Source organism: Oleiphilus sp. HI0061 (genome assembly GCF_001635675.1).
In genome coordinates, this window is record NZ_LWFE01001554.1 from 1 (window position 1) to 19,420 (window position 19,420).

Sequence of the window (19,420 nt, forward strand, 5' to 3'; positions counted from 1 at the left end):
TAAACGGGATGAAAACAATTCTTTCACTAAAGAAGTTGTTACTCGCACCCCGGATATTCATATCGCCTACGGTGAGGGAACTATAGAAAGCTCATTATTCCTTGCAGGGCAAAAGGCCGGGCTCTCACAGTCGCAAATTATGGAGCTAGCCAATATTTTCGGCTGGGATATCGACTTCATTTTAGATATCCGCTCCGGCGACAAGTTCAACCTAATCTATGAAGAGTTATACCTAGACGGAGAAAAGTACAAAAACGGCAGAATTTTAGCGGCCAACTTCCACAACCGTGAACGAGAACTTTCTGCCGTCCTCTATGAACAAGAAAACGGCATTAGTAATTACTTTACTCCTGACGGAAAAAGCATGCGGAAGGCCTTTATCAGAACGCCTGTCGACTTCGCTCGCATCTCCTCACGCTTCAACCTGCGTCGCAAGCACCCTATTCTACATAAAATCAGAGCGCACAAAGGCACTGACTACGCCGCGGCGACCGGCACGCCAATCAAAGCTACTGGTGACGGCAAGGTTATTCATGCAGCCAGAAAAGGTGGTTACGGTAAAACTGTCATCATCCAACACGGACAAAGCATCACCACTCTTTATGCTCACATGAATGGCTACGCACGCGGCATCCGCTCGGGCAAGCGCGTTAAGCAAGGCCAAATCATTGGCTATGTCGGTAGCACAGGACGTTCAACAGGGCCCCATCTTCATTATGAATTTAGAGTTAACGGTGTCCACAAAAACTCTCTAAAGGTGAAACTGCCACACGCGAGCCCTATCCCTAAAAAGGAGCTTGCTCGCTTTAAGAAAGCAACACACTCACACTTGGCACAGCTCGAGACCTTTTCAGAAAGTTATCAAGTCGCCTCTAATCAGTAAGTACAGATAGAGTCCCTGATATGGCAGACAAACTATATATAGGCGTCATGTCTGGCACCAGCATGGACGGAATCGATACCGTCCTTGCCTCAATATCTGAAAACAAAACCACCGGCATTGAATCATTTAGCGCACCATTTTCAAGCTCGCTTAAGTCGAAACTTCAGTCATTGTCACTACCAGGCGACAATGAGATAGACCGCCTTGGCGAAGCCAGTGTCGAGCTAGGTGAAGCTATTGCGGAAACCGTGAACGATTTACTCAAGAAAGCCAACAAGAATAGTAGCGATGTTTGCGCCATCGGTTGTCACGGACAAACAATCAGACACCGCCCTGAGTCAAGCAAACCCTTTTCACTCCAGATAGGCGACCCAAGTACAATCGCCCACATCACTAATATCACGACGATTACCGATTTCAGAATGGCAGATATGGCCGCGAAGGGGCAAGGCGCACCATTAGTCCCCGCATTTCACCAAGCAGTATTTGGCGACTCAAACGAAACGAGAATCGTTGCCAATATTGGCGGCATCGCGAACATTTCAGTGCTCTCAAAAACAAAGAACAAGCTATCCGGCTACGACACAGGCCCCGGAAATATGCTTATGGACCTATGGATTCAAAGCCGCTTAAAGAAAGCGTACGATCATAATGGCGACTGGGCGAGCACAGGGTCTGTTATCGAAGATTTATTACAGGGTTTTCTCGACGAGCCCTATTTCAAACAAACAGCACCCAAAAGCACCGGTAAAGAACTGTTTAACTCAGCATGGATAGCCAATAAGATTGCAAACAGCACATTCCAAAGCGAAGATATTCAGCGCACGCTACTCGAGCTAACGGCCAGCACAATTAGTAACAGCATCATCACCAGCACTAATGGTGATGGCTGCGACATCTTCGTCTGCGGCGGCGGCATCAATAATCAACTACTAATGACTCGCCTCCAAAACCTGCTTCCAAGCTATCGCTTAAGTTCAACCCTCGACCTGGGAATAGACCCGCAATTGGTTGAGGCCAGCGCTTTCGCCTGGTTAGCAAGACAAACACTGAACAACCTGCCAGGCAATGCCTGCTCCGTTACGGGAGCAAGCAAGAGCAAAATATTAGGTGGAATTTACCCCGCTTGAAGCGATTCCTTCGAAGCCTCTTCCGTATTTTGTTCTGGCTGCCACTTCTTTATTAACCCCATAACCTTGTAGCCTTTTACCCCCATCATTGCGCTAGCAGTCATCACACCTGCCATCAATGCGCCACCAACACCCGCAGTCACTACATCAGCACCGGTAAGGTAGAAGTTTTTAATCGGCGTTACCGGATGCAACCACGCCTGTTCAAAGCGCTCTACGCTATGGTCAATACCATAAATCTCGCCTTCTTCATTCCATTGAAACCATTGAGTCGAAAGCGGCGTCGAAAGCTCAACATAATCAAGAGCATCTTTTAATTGTGGCATTTGCTCGTAAAGCATATTCATCAATTTTTCAGTAAGCTTCACCTTAAGCGCTTCGTACTCTTCCCCGCGCTTATTCCAGGTCGACCCTTCCCATTCCGCAAACCACTCTGGCTTACAGGGTGCTACAATCTCTGCCGTAGACTTTCCAGGATAGCGTTCATTCCAGCTTGGATCTTTTGCTGAAGGAAAAGAAATATAGGTAAGCGGCAGTTCTGCTTCCAAGCTCTCATTGAACTTACTTACATTGTCATCATGATCACTCGTCGGGTATATCCAGAAGTTTTTCTTAGGTATCCCTAATTCTTTTGCCGTACCTTTAAAGCCCGCGTAAATACATATATGCGACGAGGAAATCTCCACTCTTTCTAACAACTTATTCAGTTTATGCTTTTTGATAGCCGACTCTGGCAGCAATTTATTCACCGTGGGATATAAACCAGCGCAACTTACCACTGCATCAGCCGTAATTTCCTGACCTTTCTTCAGCCTTACGCCATAAGCTTTATTGTTTTTGATGAGAATTTCATCCACACCAGCATAGGTAAAGACATTTCCTCCTGAACGCTGAATCACTGGAATAATTGTCTCTGCAATTTTTGCTGCCCCCCCAACCGGGTAACTACCACCATTCAAGTAATGCTTCGCCACCATCGCATGCATCATGAATGATGCTTTCTTAGGAGGTAAACCATAATCCCCCCACTGAGCGGTTAAGACGCCGATAAGTTCTTCGTTATCAGTAAGCTCTTTCAGCACCTCGTAAGTTGTTTTATAGAAATAATCCGGAAGAAATTTATGGCGAACGCGGTTATAGAGCAAACCTGCCATTCTGGGCATTGCCTGTCCGGCAAAGAATTTTGGCACAAGAGAGCTTACCCTATATAGAAGCTCCACATACTTATCGATAGCTTCAGTCTCTGATGGAAAATTCTTCTTCATCTCGTCTTTGAAAGCGTCTTTTCCCGCTAGGTAGTTATACTCTTTACCGCCTATAATCACTTGATCGAAAAGCGGGTCCATCTCTTCCCATTTGAGCTGACCATCTGTGATCACATCAAACAAACGGCGCAGCACCGTCCAAGGCTTATGAACCTCACCAATATAATGAACACCAACATCCCACTCATAACCATTGCGCTCATAGGCGTGCGTGTAGCCACCTGCGGTATAGTGCTGTTCTAGCACACAAACCTTCTTTCCCAACTTTGAGAGTAAGGCCGCATTTGCCAGGCCACCTATTCCGGAACCAATAACAATCACATCATAATGATCATCTGCTTTGTTTTTTCTATATCGAGTTCCAGTTCGCACCATTATTTCTCTCCACTGCATCAATCAGTCAAAAACACAAAAAACCAAGCTCACGACAAGCTCATTATTTCGACATATTACCTCGCAAACAAATTATTATGCAACTTATTGCATATTGAAAAATAATATATACTAGCCAATGTCTATTCAATTTAGAGCTGAGCCATGTCCTTAAAACACGCCATTCTCGTATTATTAGAAACCGAACCAGGCAGCGGTTATGACCTATTAAAACAATTTAAAGAAGGACTAGGGTATTTTTGGAATGCAAGCCACCAGCAAATTTATCAGCAACTAAAAGTTCTTTTAGAGCAGGATTTTATCTCCTGCAACAATATAAAACAGACTGATAAACCCGATAAAAAGGTTTACGACATCACAGCAAAAGGCGTTGAAGAGCTCAAGCAATGGCTATCGGCGCAGGTAAAACCGAATAAAACCAATGATGCCCTCTTGGTAAAGGTTTTTGGCGGCCACCTTATCGATCAAAACAACTTGTTAGAGGAAATTGAAGCGCATCAAGCGCTACACCAAAAGACATTACAAAGCCTTCTATCGATAGAGCAGAGCTACTTAAGCCTGCCCCCAGAGAAGCAAGCCAACTATAAACTTCCCTACCTTACACTAAGGCGCGGAATCATTGGTGAACAAGCCTGGTTAAGCTGGGCAGAGGAAGCCTTAGAGTCGATCAAAAAATAATCAAAGCTTTTTTTCTCAAATCTGCGTATAATTGCCGCCCTTTTATTCTGTCCTCGCGTCAGAACCATTTTATCGATAGGCATTCCTAACTATGACAGACTCCACGCCTCAATTTGAGCAACTTGGTCTCCCCGAAAATATCTTAAAAGCCGTAAAGGAACTTGGATACGAAACCCCTTCTCCAATCCAAGCTCAAGCAATACCCACACTTCTTAGCGGCAAAGACATTTTGGGTCAAGCTCAAACCGGCACCGGAAAGACTGCAGCATTTGCCCTCCCTTTACTTGCAAATATCGACGCAAACAAGTCTGAAACGCAAGTATTGGTGTTAGCCCCTACACGCGAGCTAGCGATTCAGGTTGCTGAAGCATGTCAAAGTTATGCGAAACACATGAAGAACTTCCATGTTCTTCCTATTTACGGCGGCCAAAGCTATAGCAACCAGTTACGCCAGCTCAAGCGCGGCGCACAAGTGGTGGTTGGCACTCCGGGACGCGTCATGGATCACATGCGACGCGGGACGCTGAAACTCAACACCCTAAAAACCTTAGTACTTGATGAAGCAGATGAAATGCTACGCATGGGCTTTATTGATGATGTTGAATGGGTATTGGAACACACACCCGAGGATCGGCAAATCGCCCTATTCTCTGCGACCATGCCTCGCGAGATTAAGAAAGTAGCCCAGAACCACCTCACAGACCCAGAGATCATTAAAATCGCTGATAAAACAGCGACGGCAAAAACCATCAACCAGCGTTATATGATGACCTCCGGCATCGATAAGCTAGAAGCTTTGACTCGCGTTTTGGAGATGGAAACCTACGATGGTGTCATTATTTTCGTACGTACTAAAATTGCCACCGAAGAGCTTGCGTCAAAACTTAACGCTCGCGGTTATTCGGCGGCGGCTCTAAACGGCGATATAGCACAAGCGGCCCGAGAGAAAACAGTAGACCGCCTAAAGAAAGGTGGCATCGATATCCTTATCGGAACTGACGTTGTCGCGCGAGGTCTGGATGTGGAACGCATCAGTCACGTCATCAACTATGACGTTCCTTACGATACTGAAGCCTACGTTCACCGAATTGGCCGAACAGGCCGCGCCGGTCGTTCAGGTGATGCAATACTTTTCATCACACCACGTGAAAAGCGCATGCTTCGCTCTATTGAGAAGGCAACGAGCCAAGCTATTACACGAATGGATGTGCCGACAGCGAATGTCATTAATCAGATTCGCGTAGACCAGTTCAAGAAAAACATCCTGGAGCTACTTGAGTCTAACGACACCAGCTTTTTCCAAGAGATCATCGAAACGCTCATTGAAGAAAGTCATGCAGACCCGATCAAAATTGCTGCTGCACTCGCTCATATCAATAATGGTAATCGTCCCTTCTTGCTTGATCCGAATAGCGATAGAAAGATCAACAAACCCGAGCGAGAAAGGGAACCAAGGGAACCAAGAGAAAGAGATAGCCGAGGCGGTATGGATAAGTTGAAAGCCGCTCCTCGCCCACTAAGGGATCATCCAGATGTTAAACTGGTTCGCTACCGCTTGGACGTAGGCTATAAAGATAATGTCAAACCTGGCAATATCGTCGGCGCTATCGCAAACACTGCTGATTTAGATAGCGAATACATCGGACAAATTGAGATATACAACAACTTCAGTACGGTAGACTTACCTGACGGCATGCCTAAGTCGGTTTTATCTTTACTTAAAGCAGCTCGTGTCGCGAACAAGCCAATCAATCTGCGTAACTTCTCTATGGATGAAGTTGACGAAGGCTCTTTAAGGCCTAGCCCTAATAAGCGAAACACTAAGCCTCGCTCAAATCGACGTAGCGGAAGCAAGCCAGACCGTAAAGGAAAGGCTAATCGAAGCCGTGATAGAGATAGAAGCTAAGTAAATTGCAGAGACAAAAAAACCGGACTTAGAGAAATCTAGTCCGGTTTTTTTGTGTCTAACAGCAGTTCTAGTTATTGCTAATTAATAACTTACTTACTGTTTTCAAGAATATAGTTAACTGTCGCAGCAATCTCGTCATCAGAGCAAGACATACATGTACCTTTAGGAGGCATCGCGTTTACACCAGAAATAGCATTAGCGATCAAAGCATCCACACCTTTTGCAGAACGATCAGCCCAAGTCGCTGCATCACCAAATTTCGGAGCGCCCATCGCACCAGTACCGTGACATGCTGCACATGAAGTGTCATAGATTTCTTTTGCGCTTTTAGGCCCTGACGCTACGGCTGCAGCAGCTGTACCACAGTCATCACCTTCAACACATACTTTACCGACCGGCTTCAATCGATCACGAATAGAGTCTTCATCCATTGCTGCATTAACAGAGAACACGACTGCCATAGTCATTACAGTTGATAGCAACACTTTGATTAGCTTATTCACTTAACACCTCATCTCTCATTTAATATTTATAGTGCACCTACTCTCATTTGATATTTATAGTACACCTATAATGTTGGCAGCATTATAGGGCATATTACAAACAACACAACCGTAGATATCTTCGAAAAAGCCCGGAAAAGTCGTTCTAAGGCAGCCAAATAAACCTATCTCACACCTTATTCCTAGATTAGGTCATATTTGTTAATTTTTTCTGCATTGTTCTTTGTTCAAAGCCCAATCCTTGACTACACTTGAACTTGAGTTTGAAAATATTCGCAAGAGCTGGTTTCTGTCCCAAGTTATAAAAAGGATGAAGAGCCCTTCAAATAGGTAATTCAAACAGCAATATGAGCCTCTCAGGTAACCCCTATAAAGTTATTACAGAGTACTCATTGAATAGTAAATTAAAATGGAAAAGGTTAGATAATGTCAGAAACACTTTCAGGAACCGTTAAATGGTTCAATGAATCAAAAGGCTTTGGTTTTATTCAGCGTGAGAATGGACCAGACTTGTTTGTTCACTTCAGCAATATTCAAGGCGACGGTTTTAAAACTTTGGCAGAAGGCCAAGCAGTTACATTTACAGAAGGCTCTGGCCAGAAGGGCCCTCAGGCTGAAAATGTAAACCCTGCATAGTAAGAATTCCTCATTCAACCCCGTTCCGGGGTTGAATTTTTCCTCTCTCACAAGCCTCACACTCAGTCAGCTAAACTCCTCAAATAAGCGACCTCTAGCGAAACCAACGTTTACCATTTCGAAAAGCTCTATTCAATTCAAACAGTCCACGATTGAAGTGCACTCGACACTTTTGTAACAGCGTATACTCTATGATTCGACGCTGATATAGGTGCAGGCTGACATGCCCCCAAACTACCCACCAGCGAACCGGATTCATTCCTTTACCTGACTTACCCGTGTCTTTATTCAAAAGCATTACATTCAATTGAACATCTGGCTTTTTAGGGTGATCGAGCACTAGACCAGTACCTTTAAAGCCCATTTTCTTGTATCGATAGACCCAATCATCGAGACTCGAAACCATTACGTACTTCTTACCCGCCGACAAGCCTTCACGGTACATATTTTCAAACACACCATGCAGAACGTCGGTGTCCTGATAGTACTTTTCAATACATATCGCGGTAATTTCCATAAGCTCTTCATATTGAGGCAGCTTTGCAAAAAGGCTCTTTGGTAATAACTGGTCAAGCTCAAATGGCTTCTCACCTCGCTCACCAAATACCAGCAAAGCACTACCGATTACGCGCTCATTATGAAAAGCAATCAATATCCGACCATAAGCATCCTGCTGCATAGCAAAGCGTGCAATAGGGTCATCTTTGTTACACATCCCCATACTCGCGTATGACTTGCGACGCAATTTCAAGACGGCTTCGTACTCCGCCTGAGTTTCAACAAAACGATACTGAACCAGCTCTTGAATATGCTGGGCATTCATACCCGCTCGACTAATGTCTCGCGGCGTCTTCTGTGCAAAATGGAAGCAATGCTGAGCCAGCTCGTCTTCTGCCAAATACGAAAGTGAGGGCGTTTCAATAAAGCATCTAATTTTATTCTGATCCGTTAACGAAACGTTGGACACCTTACCGACGACATTCTGAAGCTCTTGAATCGAACCCAAGCTATACTTCAGCTCCATACCTTCAAACAAGGTAAACTCTGTGTGAATCCCGCTTGCATAGAAGCCATTGCGAGACAAACTCTCCACCTCAAAATAGGCGTTTTGTTTGTAGACAAAAGGGTGAACCATTTGTCCTTTTAGGCTTTGTTCGGCACTTAAGTGGATAGGATGGAAACGGTCGTGCTTACTGCTCTGTTCGTGCTCAATGACCGCCGCAATTTTTACCTGCCCCTGCCTGATGGGCTGCCGGTCTATAATAAGCCCTTTAATCAGGTACTCGTGGTGTATCAAGGGGCTTACTAATACTTCTATTTTCCCTCCCACTTTCAGATCATCAGCATGCTCTTTTGAAACCGAGATAGCAAAGCCCAAACTTGAGAAGTCTGTGAGGGAAACCGAGAGGCTTTTATGCTCCAGACGAATCATCGCCTGGAAACCGTGCTTCCCGCTTAAAGATTGCCGAGCGATACGTCTATCTTCTCGGCTTATGAACTGGGTCTTAAATTCCATTATGGAAGTTACTCTAATTAATTGACAGCCTACAGCTATTTATTGAATTTATTATTTAATGACTGCCCGCATTCTGTACAATTTTTCCTACAATAACAACTCTCGCAAGTCACCTAGCACCTGTGACAATAAAGTTGTGAAACGCGCAGCATCGGCTCCGTTAACTGCTCGATGATCATAAGATAAAGACAGTGGCAACATTAAGCGTGGTTTGAAGGCTTCACCGCCATCCCAAACCGGTTTCATTTGCGCTTTCGATACCCCTAAGATCGCCACTTCCGGTGTATTTACAATTGGTGTAAAGGCGGTACCGCCCACACCACCTAAACTAGAAATAGTAAAACATGCCCCCTGCATATCCGCTGGCGACAACTTTCTGTCTTTCGCTTTGGCTGCCAAAGACTGGCATTCCTGGGCAATATCCCAAAGGCTTTTTTGGTCGACATTGCGAATAACCGGAACAACCAAGCCAGCAGGCGTATCTACTGCCAAGCCGATGTGTATATATTTCTTACGTACAATTTTCTCGTTTTTTATATCGAGTGAAACATTGAACTGCGGTAGCTGCTGCAAAGCATAAGCGCACGCTTTTATAATGAAGGCTACCGGTGTCAGCTTTACGCCGCGACTCTCAGCCTGTGCTTTGTGGCCTTTTCGAAAAGCCTCAAGGTCTGTAATGTCCGCCTCATCAAACTGCGTAACATGCGGAACCGTTAGCCAACTGGCCTGCATATTCTTAGCAGTAAGGCGCTGAAGTTTATCCATCTGCTGGATTTCAACTTCTCCAAATATTGAGAAGTCAGGCAAAGCAATTTCAGGAAGACCTAGCCCCCCTTGGTTACCACTTTGCGCAGCCTGGACCTGAGACTTTATATATTTCCTTAAGTCCTCTTTCAGAATTCTACTTCGAGGCCCGGAACCCTTTACTCGAGACAACTCAACTCCATGCTCTCTCGCAAATTTACGAACTGCAGGACCTGCATGAACCTTGCTTCCTGAAATCTGAGGCAGCACCGCAGGCGCATCATCCTCACTTACGATTGTCTCTTCCCGGGCATCAGTGTCATGCTCAGGTTTGGGCTTATTTTCATTGCTAGGCTTGCTGATTTCTTCGTTAGCATTCGCTGCTGATGAACCACCTTCAACCTTGAGCTCTGCAATAATATCACCTTTGGAAACCTTGTCTCCAACTTTGATATTAAGCGTTTGCAAAATACCCGACTCAGAGCAAGGTATCTCCATGGTTGCTTTATCAGACTCCAGCACAATCATCGCCTGATCACACTCTAAGGCATCACCTACTTCAACCAAGACCTCAATGACTTCAACCGATTCACTTCCGCCTAAATCCGGTACAGCTACCTGAACAAGCTCACTTTGCGGTGTTTCGCCCGGACTCTTCTCTTCCGAAGCTGATTCCTCAAGCTGAGCGTTCCCCTCAGAGGGTTCCATCACCAGTACCAAGGAACCTTCACTGACTTTGTCTCCTACTGTCAAAGAAACTGATTCAACCTTCCCCGCACATGGACTGGGTACCTCAACGGTCGCCTTATCCGATTCCAATACAATAAGTGAGCTGTCCACCTCAATTTCATCACCAGGAGATACACAGACCTCTACAACCTCTACTTCGCCCTCAACTCCGACATTGGGGACTTTGACTTCTATCGAATTCATCATCGTCTCCTGGTTATCGTTGAGTTGGACTTAGACAATTTCGGTCAATACCGAATTTGCGCATCGCATCTAGCACTACCTTCGCTTCAACCTTCCCTTCTTCAGAAAGTGCACTCAAAGCCGCCACCACGACATAGTGTCGATCAATTTCAAAAAACTGTCTTAATTTCTGCCGAGTATCACTCCGGCCAAAACCATCAGTCCCCAGAACCGTATAGCGCTTCGGTAAGTATGCTCGAATCTGCTCGCCATAAAGGCGGATATAGTCAGTCGATGCCACCACTGGTCCTTCACGTTCACCCAAGCAAGTTTCGACATAGCTTACTTTTTTCTTTTTATCCGGGTTCAACATATTCCAACGAACGGTCTTCATGCCATCTCGCGCCAATTCATTAAAACTAGTGACACTCCAAATATCACTTGCGATGTTATATTCATCACGCAAGATTTCGGCAGCAACTCTAACTTCATTTAATATGGCACCACTACCCATTAACTGAACGCTGAGTTTCTTTCCTCGCCCCTTAGGTTTAAGGGTATCGAATAAGTACATCCCTCTCAGGATTCCCTCTTCGGAGTCTTTGACCAAAGCAGGCTGTTTATAGTTTTCATTCATAATACTCAAATAGTAATAAACGTCTTCATTCTCCTGATACATACGACGTAAACCATCTTGAATAATCACCGCTAATTCACAGGCATAGGCGGGGTCATAAGCGATACAGTTCGGTATCGTTCCTGCCATAATATGACTATGTCCATCTTGATGCTGCAGCCCTTCTCCGTTGAGCGTTGTTCGACCTGCAGTTCCACCAACAAGAAAGCCGCGAGAACGCATATCGCCCGCCGCCCACGCTAAGTCCCCAACACGTTGAAACCCAAACATTGAGTAGTAAATATAGAACGGTATGAGCGGGTAATCATGAGTGCTATATGAGGTTGCGCAGGCCATCCATGCAGCCATTGCACCCGCTTCATTAATCCCCTCTTCCAGAATCTGTCCACCTTGATCTTCACGATAGTACATCACCTGATCACTATCATTCGGCACGTATTTTTGACCTTCAGAGGTATAGATGCCAAGTTGACGAAACATTCCCTCCATACCAAAGGTTCTCGCTTCATCCGGCACGATTGGCACGACGCGCTTACCGATACGCTTGTCCTTAGTTAAGGACGAAAGCATTCTAACAAAGGCCATGGTAGTTGAGATTTCTCTCTCACCACTGCCCTCTAGTTGATTCTTGAAAAAACTCAAGTCAGGCGTCACCAAAGGCTGACTCTGGGCACGCCGTTTTGGATAGAATCCACCTAGTTCCTCTCGGCGTTTTTTCATATAGACAGCTTCAGGGCTGTCTGCTGATGGCTGATAGTAAGGGATTGATTCTATATCGTCATCGCTGACAGGCACCCCAAACCGGTCACGGAATGCCTTAAGTGTTTCGACATCAAGTTTCTTCAGCGAGTGAGTACTGTTTGTTCCTTCACCAACCTTACCAAAGCCATAACCTTTGATCGTGTGCGCCAGAATAACGGTCGGCTGACCTTTATGATTAACCGCCTTATGATACGCAGCATAAACCTTGTAAGGATCATGCCCGCCACGATTAAGTTGCTCAATATCCCGTTCACTCAATTGCTCAGCTAACTTGGCAAGCTCCGGATAGCGACCAAAGAAGTGCTTCCTCGTATAAGCCGCACCATTTGACTTAAAGTTTTGCATCTCGCCATCAACCACTTCATCCATCGCGCGCTGCATCGAGCCATCAGTATCTTGATCAAACAGAGGGTCCCACATCCGTCCCCAAATAACCTTGATAACATTCCACCCTGCGCCGCGGAATACCCCTTCAAGTTCTTGAATAATTTTACCGTTTCCTCTAACAGGCCCATCCAACCTTTGAAGGTTACAGTTCACGACAAATATCAGGTTATCGAGTTTTTCTCGCCCCGCTAGAGCTATGGAGCCAAGCGTCTCAGGCTCATCTGTCTCGCCATCGCCTACAAAGCACCAGACTTTTCGATTGCTTTTATCAGTAAGCTCTCGACTATGTAAGTACTTCATCACATGCGCTTGATAGATGGCTTGTAAGGGCCCTAAGCCCATAGATACCGTTGGGAACTGCCAATAATCAGGCATTAACCAGGGGTGAGGATATGATGGCAAACCATTTCCATCTACTTCATTTCGATAATTATCCATTTGCTCTCTAGAAAGCCGCCCCTCGATAAAGGAACGAGCATAGATACCTGGCGAAGTATGCCCTTGAATATATATAAGATCCGCTTCGCGCTTATCATTTCCCGCGTGAAAGAAGTGATTAAAGCCAACATCGTAAAGTGTCGCACTCGAAGAAAACGAGGATATATGTCCACCTAGTTCCCCCGGCCGTTTATTTGCCCTGAGTACCATCGCCATTGCATTCCAGCGAATAAGAGAGCGAATCCTACGTTCCATAAACAAATCGCCGGGCATCCGAGCTTCTTGGTCAGTAGGAATTGAGTTGCAATACGGCGTCGTCACTGAATATGGTAACTCACCACCTAACTTGCGAGCCTTCTCAGATAGTAAAGCAAGCAAATACTCCGCTCGCTCCATACCTTCATTATCGATTACAGACTGAATAGCTTCTAACCATTCCGAGGTTTCAATTGGATCAGAATCATCCAACATAGAGCACTCCTTAGGACACTAAATATTATTATTCTCTAAGAAAGCCAATCCTGGCACGCGAATCACCGCCAAAAATAAGCCGTCTTTACACATGACTCTAAGTTTAGACCCTCATTAGCAATAGCGTTAATTGAGTTTAGTAAAATAAACAACAAGCATAACGTGAATAATATTCACATTATTAAATGTACATATAGGACTTAAAACTGTATCATTTGTAACCAGCCGCAATTGATCTGCAGCGATATGTTCGAATGGAATATTTTTTTAGCTTTACTATGTTGTGTGTCTTGTTGAAATGAAAGCTCCGCTTATTCTTAGTATTTCTCTGCCCTTAATGTTGATAGCAAGTAAGTCACTTGCTTCGCAGCCAATTAATTCTCAAGAAAAGAGCACTATTGCCACTTATCAATCTTTGGCAATGAGCGAGTCAGACATGGACGACGTCTCTGCCATTGCCGGCATCTCTGTTTTGGACATATACGGCTCGCCTGCCGCAGGCTTAACCGTCGATAGCGAAGATGACGAAGCAACGAACTCTAACGGGAAAAATTCATACAATGAAGCAGAAGATACACAAGATTTTGCATCCCACGAGCTGAAGAAAATTGAAGACGGTGGACTGGCTACCACTCAAGCTAGTAATGATATAGCTTCGCCAACTGAAACATTAACTATTGAAGATAATTCAGTTGTCAGCGGTGCCGCACAAAGCTTTACCACCACCAGTGAAATAAATTATAAACCGAAGAATTTTCAGCATGAAATGAAGCAACTAAGTGGTGACTCAATTTCTATTTCACGTAACCTTCATGTAGACCTACTAAAAATAGAAAATCTTAGTGGCGATCATTATGACGAAAGCCGCTCCGCGGGCAGTATTTACCTATCCGACTGGACTTCTCGAGGTGACACAATCCTAACGCCTCGTTAGAAACCACCTTACCAGGCAGCGACCGTATTTCTTAGTATTTGCATCTGCCCTTCAATCTGCGCTTTAGAGTTAACAGCTCTGCGCCAGACAATCATCCCTTGAAGCTGGCAGAGCACAAATGCAGTCATATCCTCACTTCTCATTGTAGCTGGCTGCTCTCTTTGTATTTCATTTATTGCATTAAAAATAGCATCACGAAGATCATCGACCAGCAGCTTTAGAGCCGACCTCACATCGGCGTCTTTTGAAATCTGGCTTAAGCCAGTATTCTGCATCATACATCCTAACGAACCCGCTTCAGACTGAAGCTGCTCCAAAAGCAAAACAAAATAATCATCTAAACGCTGCCTTGCAGGCTTATCACTCTTAAGCGGCGCTAACAAATAAGCTAGAACAGTCTTCCTATAATGCATTAAGACCTTTATGAATATTTCTTTCTTATCACCAAAGGTATTGTAGACACTAAAGCGGTTAATCCCAAGCTCATCTACCAAGTCTTGCATAGACGTTGCTTCATAACCCTTAAGCCAGAAAAGCTTCATTGCTTTATGCAACACTCTATCCGCATCAAATGCTAACTTACGACCCATATGCCTTTCTCAATGAATGTACTAATAAAAACTAATTATAGATTATTCTTGACCGGTCGTTTAGAAAAAAATACCATTCTAAACGATCAGTTAGAAAAATTACTAAATCCCGACCAATAACGAATAAGGAAAAACCCTATGAAAATATATGAGATGAGAATCGCACCGAACCCGCGCAGAGTCCGAATTTTCTTAGCTGAAAAAGGGATTACGGACATAGAGTTCATTGAGATCGACCTTCAAAAAGGAGAAAACCTAAACTCAGAATTCAAACAAAAAAATCCATTGGCTAAAGTTCCGGTTCTAGAGCTCGATAATGGCCAAACAATTTCTGAGTCCGTCGCCATCTGTCGATACTTTGAAGAGCTATATACAGAGAAGCCTCTAATGGGTGAAACTGCTTTCGAAAAGGCTCAAATAGAAATGTGGCAACGTTGGGCGGAGTTTTACTTTCTGATGCCAACAGGTATGTGCTTTCAACACTCAAGCGGCTACTTTAAAGACAGAATGAATCCAATTAAGGAATGGGGAGCCGAGTGTGCCACTCATGTTAGAAAATTTATGACACACCTGAATAAGCATTTAGAGCACAATGCATTTCTTGCCGGTGACACATTCAGCATTGCTGATATTACCGCACTCTGCACAATGGACTTTAATCGAGTGAATCAGATATCTATAGACAAAGAACAAGTTCACCTTCTGCGCTGGTATAAAGAAGTTTCCTCTCGCCCATCGGCTAAAGCCTAGGTACATATATGATTGATCTATATACATCACCAACCCCTAACGGACACAAGATTAGCATTGCGTTAGAGGAAATGAATATTCCTTACAAAGTAATCACTGTTGACCTATCTAAAGGTGAACAAAAAACGCCCGAGTATATCGCTATTAACCCGAATGGGCGAATACCGGCGATTATTGATCACGACAACGAAGGTTTTACTCTTTTCGAATCGGGGGCCATCCTGATCTACCTAGCCGAAAAGTCGGGAAATTTTTACGCACATACACCTAACGAGCGCGCGCTTATAAATCAGTGGCTAATGTTCCAAATGGGCGGAATTGGTCCAATGATGGGGCAAGCAAATGTTTTCTTTCGCTACTTTCCAGAAAAAATCCCCGCAGCTATTGACCGTTATCATAACGAGGTAAAGCGTTTGTTTGGAGTACTTGACTCTCACTTAAGTGAACATGAGTACCTGGTAAACAATTACAGCATTGCAGATATCGCAAACTGGGCTTGGGTTCGAACCCACAACTGGTCGGGTGTTGAAATCGATAGCTATCCAAACTTGGAAAGGTGGGTAAAAGCAATATACGAACGGCCGGCAGCATTAAGAGGCATTGATACGCCAAAGCGCCCTCGCTCAGAAAAAGTCGTTGCTAGTGGGCAAAAGATAATCGTTACCTGACAGACAGCGCTAATCAATTAAAAAGCGGGGAGCAATGTGCTTCCTTGCGCACTACTCCCCGCTACCCAAGCTGAAGTCTTGCTGACCTCTTGGTAGGTTGATAAACCCTCATCACAGATGCTCATCCTTGAGCCCTACCCGCTTGTTCACGAAGTTAACAGCCAAATGCCACTGAAAGAATAATAATACTCGCTAAGCAGCATCCCTCGACTCCTCATGATAGATAAGGCTAGTTCGCTAGCATAAACTCTTCCGCGGCGTATCCCTTGCGTAAGGCAAAGCTAAATCCCTTTACTGCGTGAAGAACGTCTTATCTGGAACTAATGTTATAAGCAATTTTTGGGTGTGAATAGTTGTAGCTACAACCTTTTCAAAAAAATAGTCTAGTGATACTGAAATAACTTGGCCAGTACGCGGAAGGCCTTATCATTTGGAACAGAGCATATACTGAGCTTGTTATATATCGCCAATTTCTTTTTATTAATAGCTTGCTGGGAGATTCCCTTCATTTCAGATAATTGATTAACATCGTAAATTAACAGTTCTCTAGCAAGCTCCTGATCAGAGGAGCTGAGCTGTGCAAAAGGACTATCCCCCTCAATAAACGTATCCCCCTGGGCTGCGGATATAATCGCACTCCAACAAGGAGCGAAGCCCTTATTTTTATCCAAAACGGCATAACACCCCAGGCGCATCATTTTTGCTGCGCTCAAGTTATAAGAGTTTGGACTGGTTAGGATAATCACCTGGCCTTTGAACTGTCTACCGAGCCAGCCAACCAAAGCCCAATAATCAACCCCTGGGATTCCTGCATCGACGAGAAGAATGCTCTCGCTTCCCGCTAATAGAAGCTGCTGTTCAAGCTCAGGAGATATTTGGTTGAACGTCTCAAATTCGCACCCCAGCAATACATCTAGAGATATTCTTAGCGTATCGAGCAAGACCTGATCGGTAGAGATTACCTTAACGTGCACCTTCACTCCTAACAAACCAGACAAAGCGAATAGGTTTCGTCATAACTAATTTCTGCTCGTAGATTTGACGCCTTCGCCAACATGAAAAACTCTAGTTTTAAGCAAGCTAATTCTGCACCACGCTCAACACTTGATAGTAAGGGGTTAAAGTAATCGTTATATGTAAATCGCCCTCCAAGATCAAAGTGAATACACTCTCTTTGAGGCTGAACCATGTCTTTAATGTCATAACCTAAAATGGAGTAATAATCTTTAAGGGTCGCAAGCATCAACACCATTGCAGCCTCATTACTTTCAATATTGCGATCAAATCGTTTTTCGCTCTTGATACCGAACTGACGCAGCAACTTAGACAAACGAAAATTACTATTCATCGCTGTCTCAACTTCTCTAGCATAAACTCTTTTAACTGCCGCTATTATTCTCTGGCTTAGAAAACGCTTGAATTGCTCGCTATCCCGAATACATACCTCGTCCATATAACGCTTGGAGTGCAGCCAACCTCGCTCACATACAGCCAAATACTCTGCTGGAAATAACACCAATTGTTCTCGATGCTGTTTGCTTAATTGCGCTTTTTCAATCCCCTTTTTCAGAACAGCCAAGCGGTCATCTATAACCTGCTGAATACAGCTATTCTCACTCAAAAGCTCCTCACAGGCTTTACTCAATAAGCAGCTCAACACAGCATCCAGCTCAAGATTTTTTGGAGTCTTTGATAAGAGTTCACCGCTATCGATAAAGCTACTAGTCGAAACAACCTTGATATGAGGCCAACGCTGATCAGCTTCGTTTAAAAATGAATATGCCGAAAAGCTGGCGCTCTCCTCATCCATCACAACCAGAAAATAATCAGCGGGTTTATGTTCCAAAAAGGAAATAGCTGATTGAATAGAGTTTGCACTTTGTATACGCAGGCCTTTAAATTTAGCTACACGTCGCGCAGAAGAACATGCTAAAGAATCATCACTAACAAACAAGAAGGCTTTGTCTAATTGCAAGCGGGTCGAATTCCATGTCATCACTTAAATCCTTTTATGATCACTGACTACTAACCGAACAAACTTATCACAGGTGCCGAGACAAGAAAGCCCGACCATATAATTAAAGGGTCACGGGTCACATTCACCTTATAAGCATATTCCATCGGAATCCAGACCGAAGGTCAACCACTATTTACATTGCTATTTGAATTAAACCTTCTACCAACAAAATATAGAATAGGTATATTACCCACAGCCCAAACAAAAAAAGCAGGCTAAGCCTGCTTTTTCTTAAACAAAATGGGAAAACCTAAAGAGTTAACGCGTACCGTAAACCACCATAGTTTTACCCTTAACCTGAACTAATCCCTGATCCTCAAGGGTCTTAAGTACACGTCCAACCATTTCACGAGAACAGCCAACTATTCGCCCTATTTCTTGACGCGTAATCTTAATTTGCATGCCGTCTGGATGAGTCATCGCATCAGGTTCTTTACATAAATCCAGTAAAGTGCGTGCAACACGACCCGTTACATCAAGAAATGCTAAGTCACCCACCTTACGCGTTGTCTGTCGCAAACGACTCGCCATTTGCTCACCAATAAAATACAAAATACGCGAGTCTTGAGACGATATTTCCCGGAACTTGTTGTAGCTGATCTCAGCAACTTCACACTCGGTTTTGGCTTTAACCCAGGCACTTCGAGAGTCCAGATTATCAAACAAGCCCATCTCACCGAAGAAATCACCGGCATTCAAATAAGCCATGATCATCTCACGACCATCATCATCTTCAATGATTACCGTTACCGAGCCTTTAATAATATAAAATAAGGAATCACTTTTATCGCCGGCGTAAATGATTGTACTTTTACTAGGGTATTTTCTACGATGACATTGCGATAGAAAGAAATCGAGGTGCTTTGTTTTACTTTCTATCGGTTTGAGTATTGTGGACATTCTAATTTACCTTTTTATTTGCTTACTTATCGTCAAGCGTTACTTCCTGTAATAGGCCAAAACTGAATCTTTATTCACTTTTTATCAGCAAAAACCGTAGCTTAGCCTACTATAATTCAGCTCAAGCACAAGGTTTTTCAATTCCTTTTTCGTAATAACCTTAAGTAACTCTTTGATACTTTTAAAAAGTATAGATCAAAAAAACAATTCCACAGNGATTATTAATTAGGGATTTATGTTACTCTGCATCATCATTTTGTAACATACACACTAGAGCAAGTGACATTCGAGGAACCA

At 44.1% G+C, this 19,420-nt stretch carries 17 protein-coding genes; 8 read left to right on the plus strand and 9 right to left on the minus strand.

Annotated features, from left to right (window positions below; all coding sequences use genetic code 11):
* Both A3735_RS24200 and A3735_RS24205 read left to right on the plus strand, forming a co-directional pair.
* Positions 1-883, plus strand: an 883-nt coding sequence (locus tag A3735_RS24200; protein WP_156499888.1) for a peptidoglycan DD-metalloendopeptidase family protein, incomplete at its 5' end; no start/stop codon positions are given.
* A gap of 20 nt (positions 884-903) precedes the next feature.
* Positions 904-2,013: an anhydro-N-acetylmuramic acid kinase gene (locus A3735_RS24205; RefSeq protein WP_068513055.1), complete on the plus strand. Its 1,110-nt coding sequence runs from the start codon at positions 904-906 to the stop codon at positions 2,011-2,013.
* On the opposite strand, the gene A3735_RS24210 is transcribed toward A3735_RS24205, so the two are convergent.
* Complete coding sequence (locus tag A3735_RS24210; RefSeq protein ID WP_082880411.1) at positions 2,001-3,653, minus strand: NAD(P)/FAD-dependent oxidoreductase; 1,653 nt, start codon at positions 3,651-3,653, stop codon at positions 2,001-2,003. The two genes, A3735_RS24205 and A3735_RS24210, sit on opposite strands and share 13 nt — an antisense overlap.
* 162 nt (positions 3,654-3,815) lie before the next feature.
* Here A3735_RS24210 and A3735_RS24215 point away from each other — a divergent pair, with 162 nt between their 5' ends.
* Positions 3,816-4,349, plus strand: coding sequence for a PadR family transcriptional regulator (locus tag A3735_RS24215; RefSeq protein ID WP_068513060.1), 534 nt, complete (start codon positions 3,816-3,818; stop codon positions 4,347-4,349).
* Positions 4,350-4,440: 91 nt separating this feature from the next.
* A complete protein-coding gene (locus tag A3735_RS24220) occupies positions 4,441-6,255 on the plus strand; it encodes a DEAD/DEAH box helicase (protein ID WP_068513063.1) in 1,815 nt (604 codons plus the stop codon).
* A gap of 92 nt (positions 6,256-6,347) precedes the next feature.
* Here A3735_RS24220 and A3735_RS24225 read toward each other — a convergent pair whose 3' ends face one another.
* Positions 6,348-6,761: a cytochrome c5 family protein gene (locus A3735_RS24225; protein ID WP_231872168.1), complete on the minus strand. Its 414-nt coding sequence runs from the start codon at positions 6,759-6,761 to the stop codon at positions 6,348-6,350.
* Between the two features lie 426 nt (positions 6,762-7,187).
* Here A3735_RS24225 and A3735_RS24230 point away from each other — a divergent pair, with 426 nt between their 5' ends.
* On the plus strand, positions 7,188-7,397 hold the full coding sequence (locus A3735_RS24230; RefSeq protein ID WP_068511735.1) for a cold-shock protein: 210 nt from the start codon (positions 7,188-7,190) through the stop codon (positions 7,395-7,397).
* A 94-nt stretch (positions 7,398-7,491) separates the two neighbouring features.
* Here the strand turns inward: A3735_RS24230 and A3735_RS24235 are convergent, their stop codons facing one another.
* From A3735_RS24235 to aceE, 3 genes are all read right to left on the minus strand, one after another.
* Positions 7,492-8,913: a hypothetical protein gene (locus A3735_RS24235; protein ID WP_068511734.1), complete on the minus strand. Its 1,422-nt coding sequence runs from the start codon at positions 8,911-8,913 to the stop codon at positions 7,492-7,494.
* An 87-nt stretch (positions 8,914-9,000) separates the two neighbouring features.
* Entirely contained in the window at positions 9,001-10,593 is a 1,593-nt protein-coding gene (gene aceF / locus A3735_RS24240) for a dihydrolipoyllysine-residue acetyltransferase (RefSeq protein WP_231872189.1), read from the minus strand.
* Positions 10,594-10,603: 10 nt separating this feature from the next.
* Positions 10,604-13,264 carry a pyruvate dehydrogenase (acetyl-transferring), homodimeric type gene (gene aceE / locus A3735_RS24245; RefSeq protein ID WP_068512540.1) on the minus strand — a complete coding sequence of 887 codons (2,661 nt, stop codon included), beginning with the start codon at positions 13,262-13,264 and terminating at the stop codon, positions 10,604-10,606.
* 298 nt (positions 13,265-13,562) lie between these two features.
* On the opposite strand from aceE, the gene A3735_RS24250 reads away from it, so the two are divergent.
* Positions 13,563-14,198 (plus strand): hypothetical protein, encoded by a 636-nt coding sequence (locus A3735_RS24250; protein WP_068512542.1) that lies wholly within the window; start codon positions 13,563-13,565, stop codon positions 14,196-14,198.
* Between the two features lie 8 nt (positions 14,199-14,206).
* On the opposite strand, the gene A3735_RS24255 is transcribed toward A3735_RS24250, so the two are convergent.
* Positions 14,207-14,788 (minus strand): TetR/AcrR family transcriptional regulator, encoded by a 582-nt coding sequence (locus A3735_RS24255; RefSeq protein WP_068512545.1) that lies wholly within the window; start codon positions 14,786-14,788, stop codon positions 14,207-14,209.
* 138 nt (positions 14,789-14,926) lie between these two features.
* On the opposite strand from A3735_RS24255, the gene A3735_RS24260 reads away from it, so the two are divergent.
* Together A3735_RS24260 and A3735_RS24265 are read left to right on the plus strand one after the other, a co-directional pair.
* Positions 14,927-15,538: a glutathione S-transferase family protein gene (locus A3735_RS24260; RefSeq protein ID WP_068512547.1), complete on the plus strand. Its 612-nt coding sequence runs from the start codon at positions 14,927-14,929 to the stop codon at positions 15,536-15,538.
* An 8-nt stretch (positions 15,539-15,546) separates the two neighbouring features.
* Complete coding sequence (locus tag A3735_RS24265) at positions 15,547-16,206, plus strand: glutathione S-transferase family protein (RefSeq protein WP_068512548.1); 660 nt, start codon at positions 15,547-15,549, stop codon at positions 16,204-16,206.
* A 383-nt stretch (positions 16,207-16,589) separates the two neighbouring features.
* Here the strand turns inward: A3735_RS24265 and A3735_RS24270 are convergent, their stop codons facing one another.
* The 3 genes from A3735_RS24270 to crp form a co-directional block, all read right to left on the minus strand.
* The gene (locus A3735_RS24270; protein ID WP_068554562.1) at positions 16,590-17,180 is read right to left on the minus strand and encodes a hypothetical protein; all 591 of its coding nucleotides are present in this window, start codon (positions 17,178-17,180) and stop codon (positions 16,590-16,592) included.
* An 8-nt stretch (positions 17,181-17,188) separates the two neighbouring features.
* Complete coding sequence (locus A3735_RS24275) at positions 17,189-18,202, minus strand: hypothetical protein (RefSeq protein ID WP_068512552.1); 1,014 nt, start codon at positions 18,200-18,202, stop codon at positions 17,189-17,191.
* Positions 18,203-18,481: 279 nt separating this feature from the next.
* Positions 18,482-19,123 carry a cAMP-activated global transcriptional regulator CRP gene (gene crp, locus A3735_RS24280; protein WP_068512556.1) on the minus strand — a complete coding sequence of 214 codons (642 nt, stop codon included), beginning with the start codon at positions 19,121-19,123 and terminating at the stop codon, positions 18,482-18,484.
* Between the last annotated feature and the right edge of the window lie 297 nt (positions 19,124-19,420).

Excerpts from the sequence above, each read along its gene's own strand:
- A3735_RS24205 (WP_068513055.1), top strand. The coding sequence starts at position 904 with ATGGCAGACAAACTATATATAGGCGTCATGTCTGGCACCAGCATGGAC.
- A3735_RS24210 (WP_082880411.1), bottom strand. The coding sequence starts at position 3,653 with ATGGTGCGAACTGGAACTCGATATAGAAAAAACAAAGCAGATGATCAT.
- A3735_RS24215 (WP_068513060.1), top strand. The coding sequence starts at position 3,816 with ATGTCCTTAAAACACGCCATTCTCGTATTATTAGAAACCGAACCAGGC.
- A3735_RS24220 (WP_068513063.1), top strand. The coding sequence starts at position 4,441 with ATGACAGACTCCACGCCTCAATTTGAGCAACTTGGTCTCCCCGAAAAT.
- A3735_RS24230 (WP_068511735.1), top strand. The coding sequence starts at position 7,188 with ATGTCAGAAACACTTTCAGGAACCGTTAAATGGTTCAATGAATCAAAA.
- A3735_RS24235 (WP_068511734.1), bottom strand. The coding sequence starts at position 8,913 with ATGGAATTTAAGACCCAGTTCATAAGCCGAGAAGATAGACGTATCGCT.
- aceF (WP_231872189.1), bottom strand. The coding sequence starts at position 10,593 with ATGATGAATTCGATAGAAGTCAAAGTCCCCAATGTCGGAGTTGAGGGC.
- aceE (WP_068512540.1), bottom strand. The coding sequence starts at position 13,264 with ATGTTGGATGATTCTGATCCAATTGAAACCTCGGAATGGTTAGAAGCT.
- A3735_RS24250 (WP_068512542.1), top strand. The coding sequence starts at position 13,563 with ATGAAAGCTCCGCTTATTCTTAGTATTTCTCTGCCCTTAATGTTGATA.
- A3735_RS24255 (WP_068512545.1), bottom strand. The coding sequence starts at position 14,788 with ATGGGTCGTAAGTTAGCATTTGATGCGGATAGAGTGTTGCATAAAGCA.
- A3735_RS24260 (WP_068512547.1), top strand. The coding sequence starts at position 14,927 with ATGAAAATATATGAGATGAGAATCGCACCGAACCCGCGCAGAGTCCGA.
- A3735_RS24265 (WP_068512548.1), top strand. The coding sequence starts at position 15,547 with ATGATTGATCTATATACATCACCAACCCCTAACGGACACAAGATTAGC.
- A3735_RS24275 (WP_068512552.1), bottom strand. The coding sequence starts at position 18,202 with ATGACATGGAATTCGACCCGCTTGCAATTAGACAAAGCCTTCTTGTTT.
- crp (WP_068512556.1), bottom strand. The coding sequence starts at position 19,123 with ATGTCCACAATACTCAAACCGATAGAAAGTAAAACAAAGCACCTCGAT.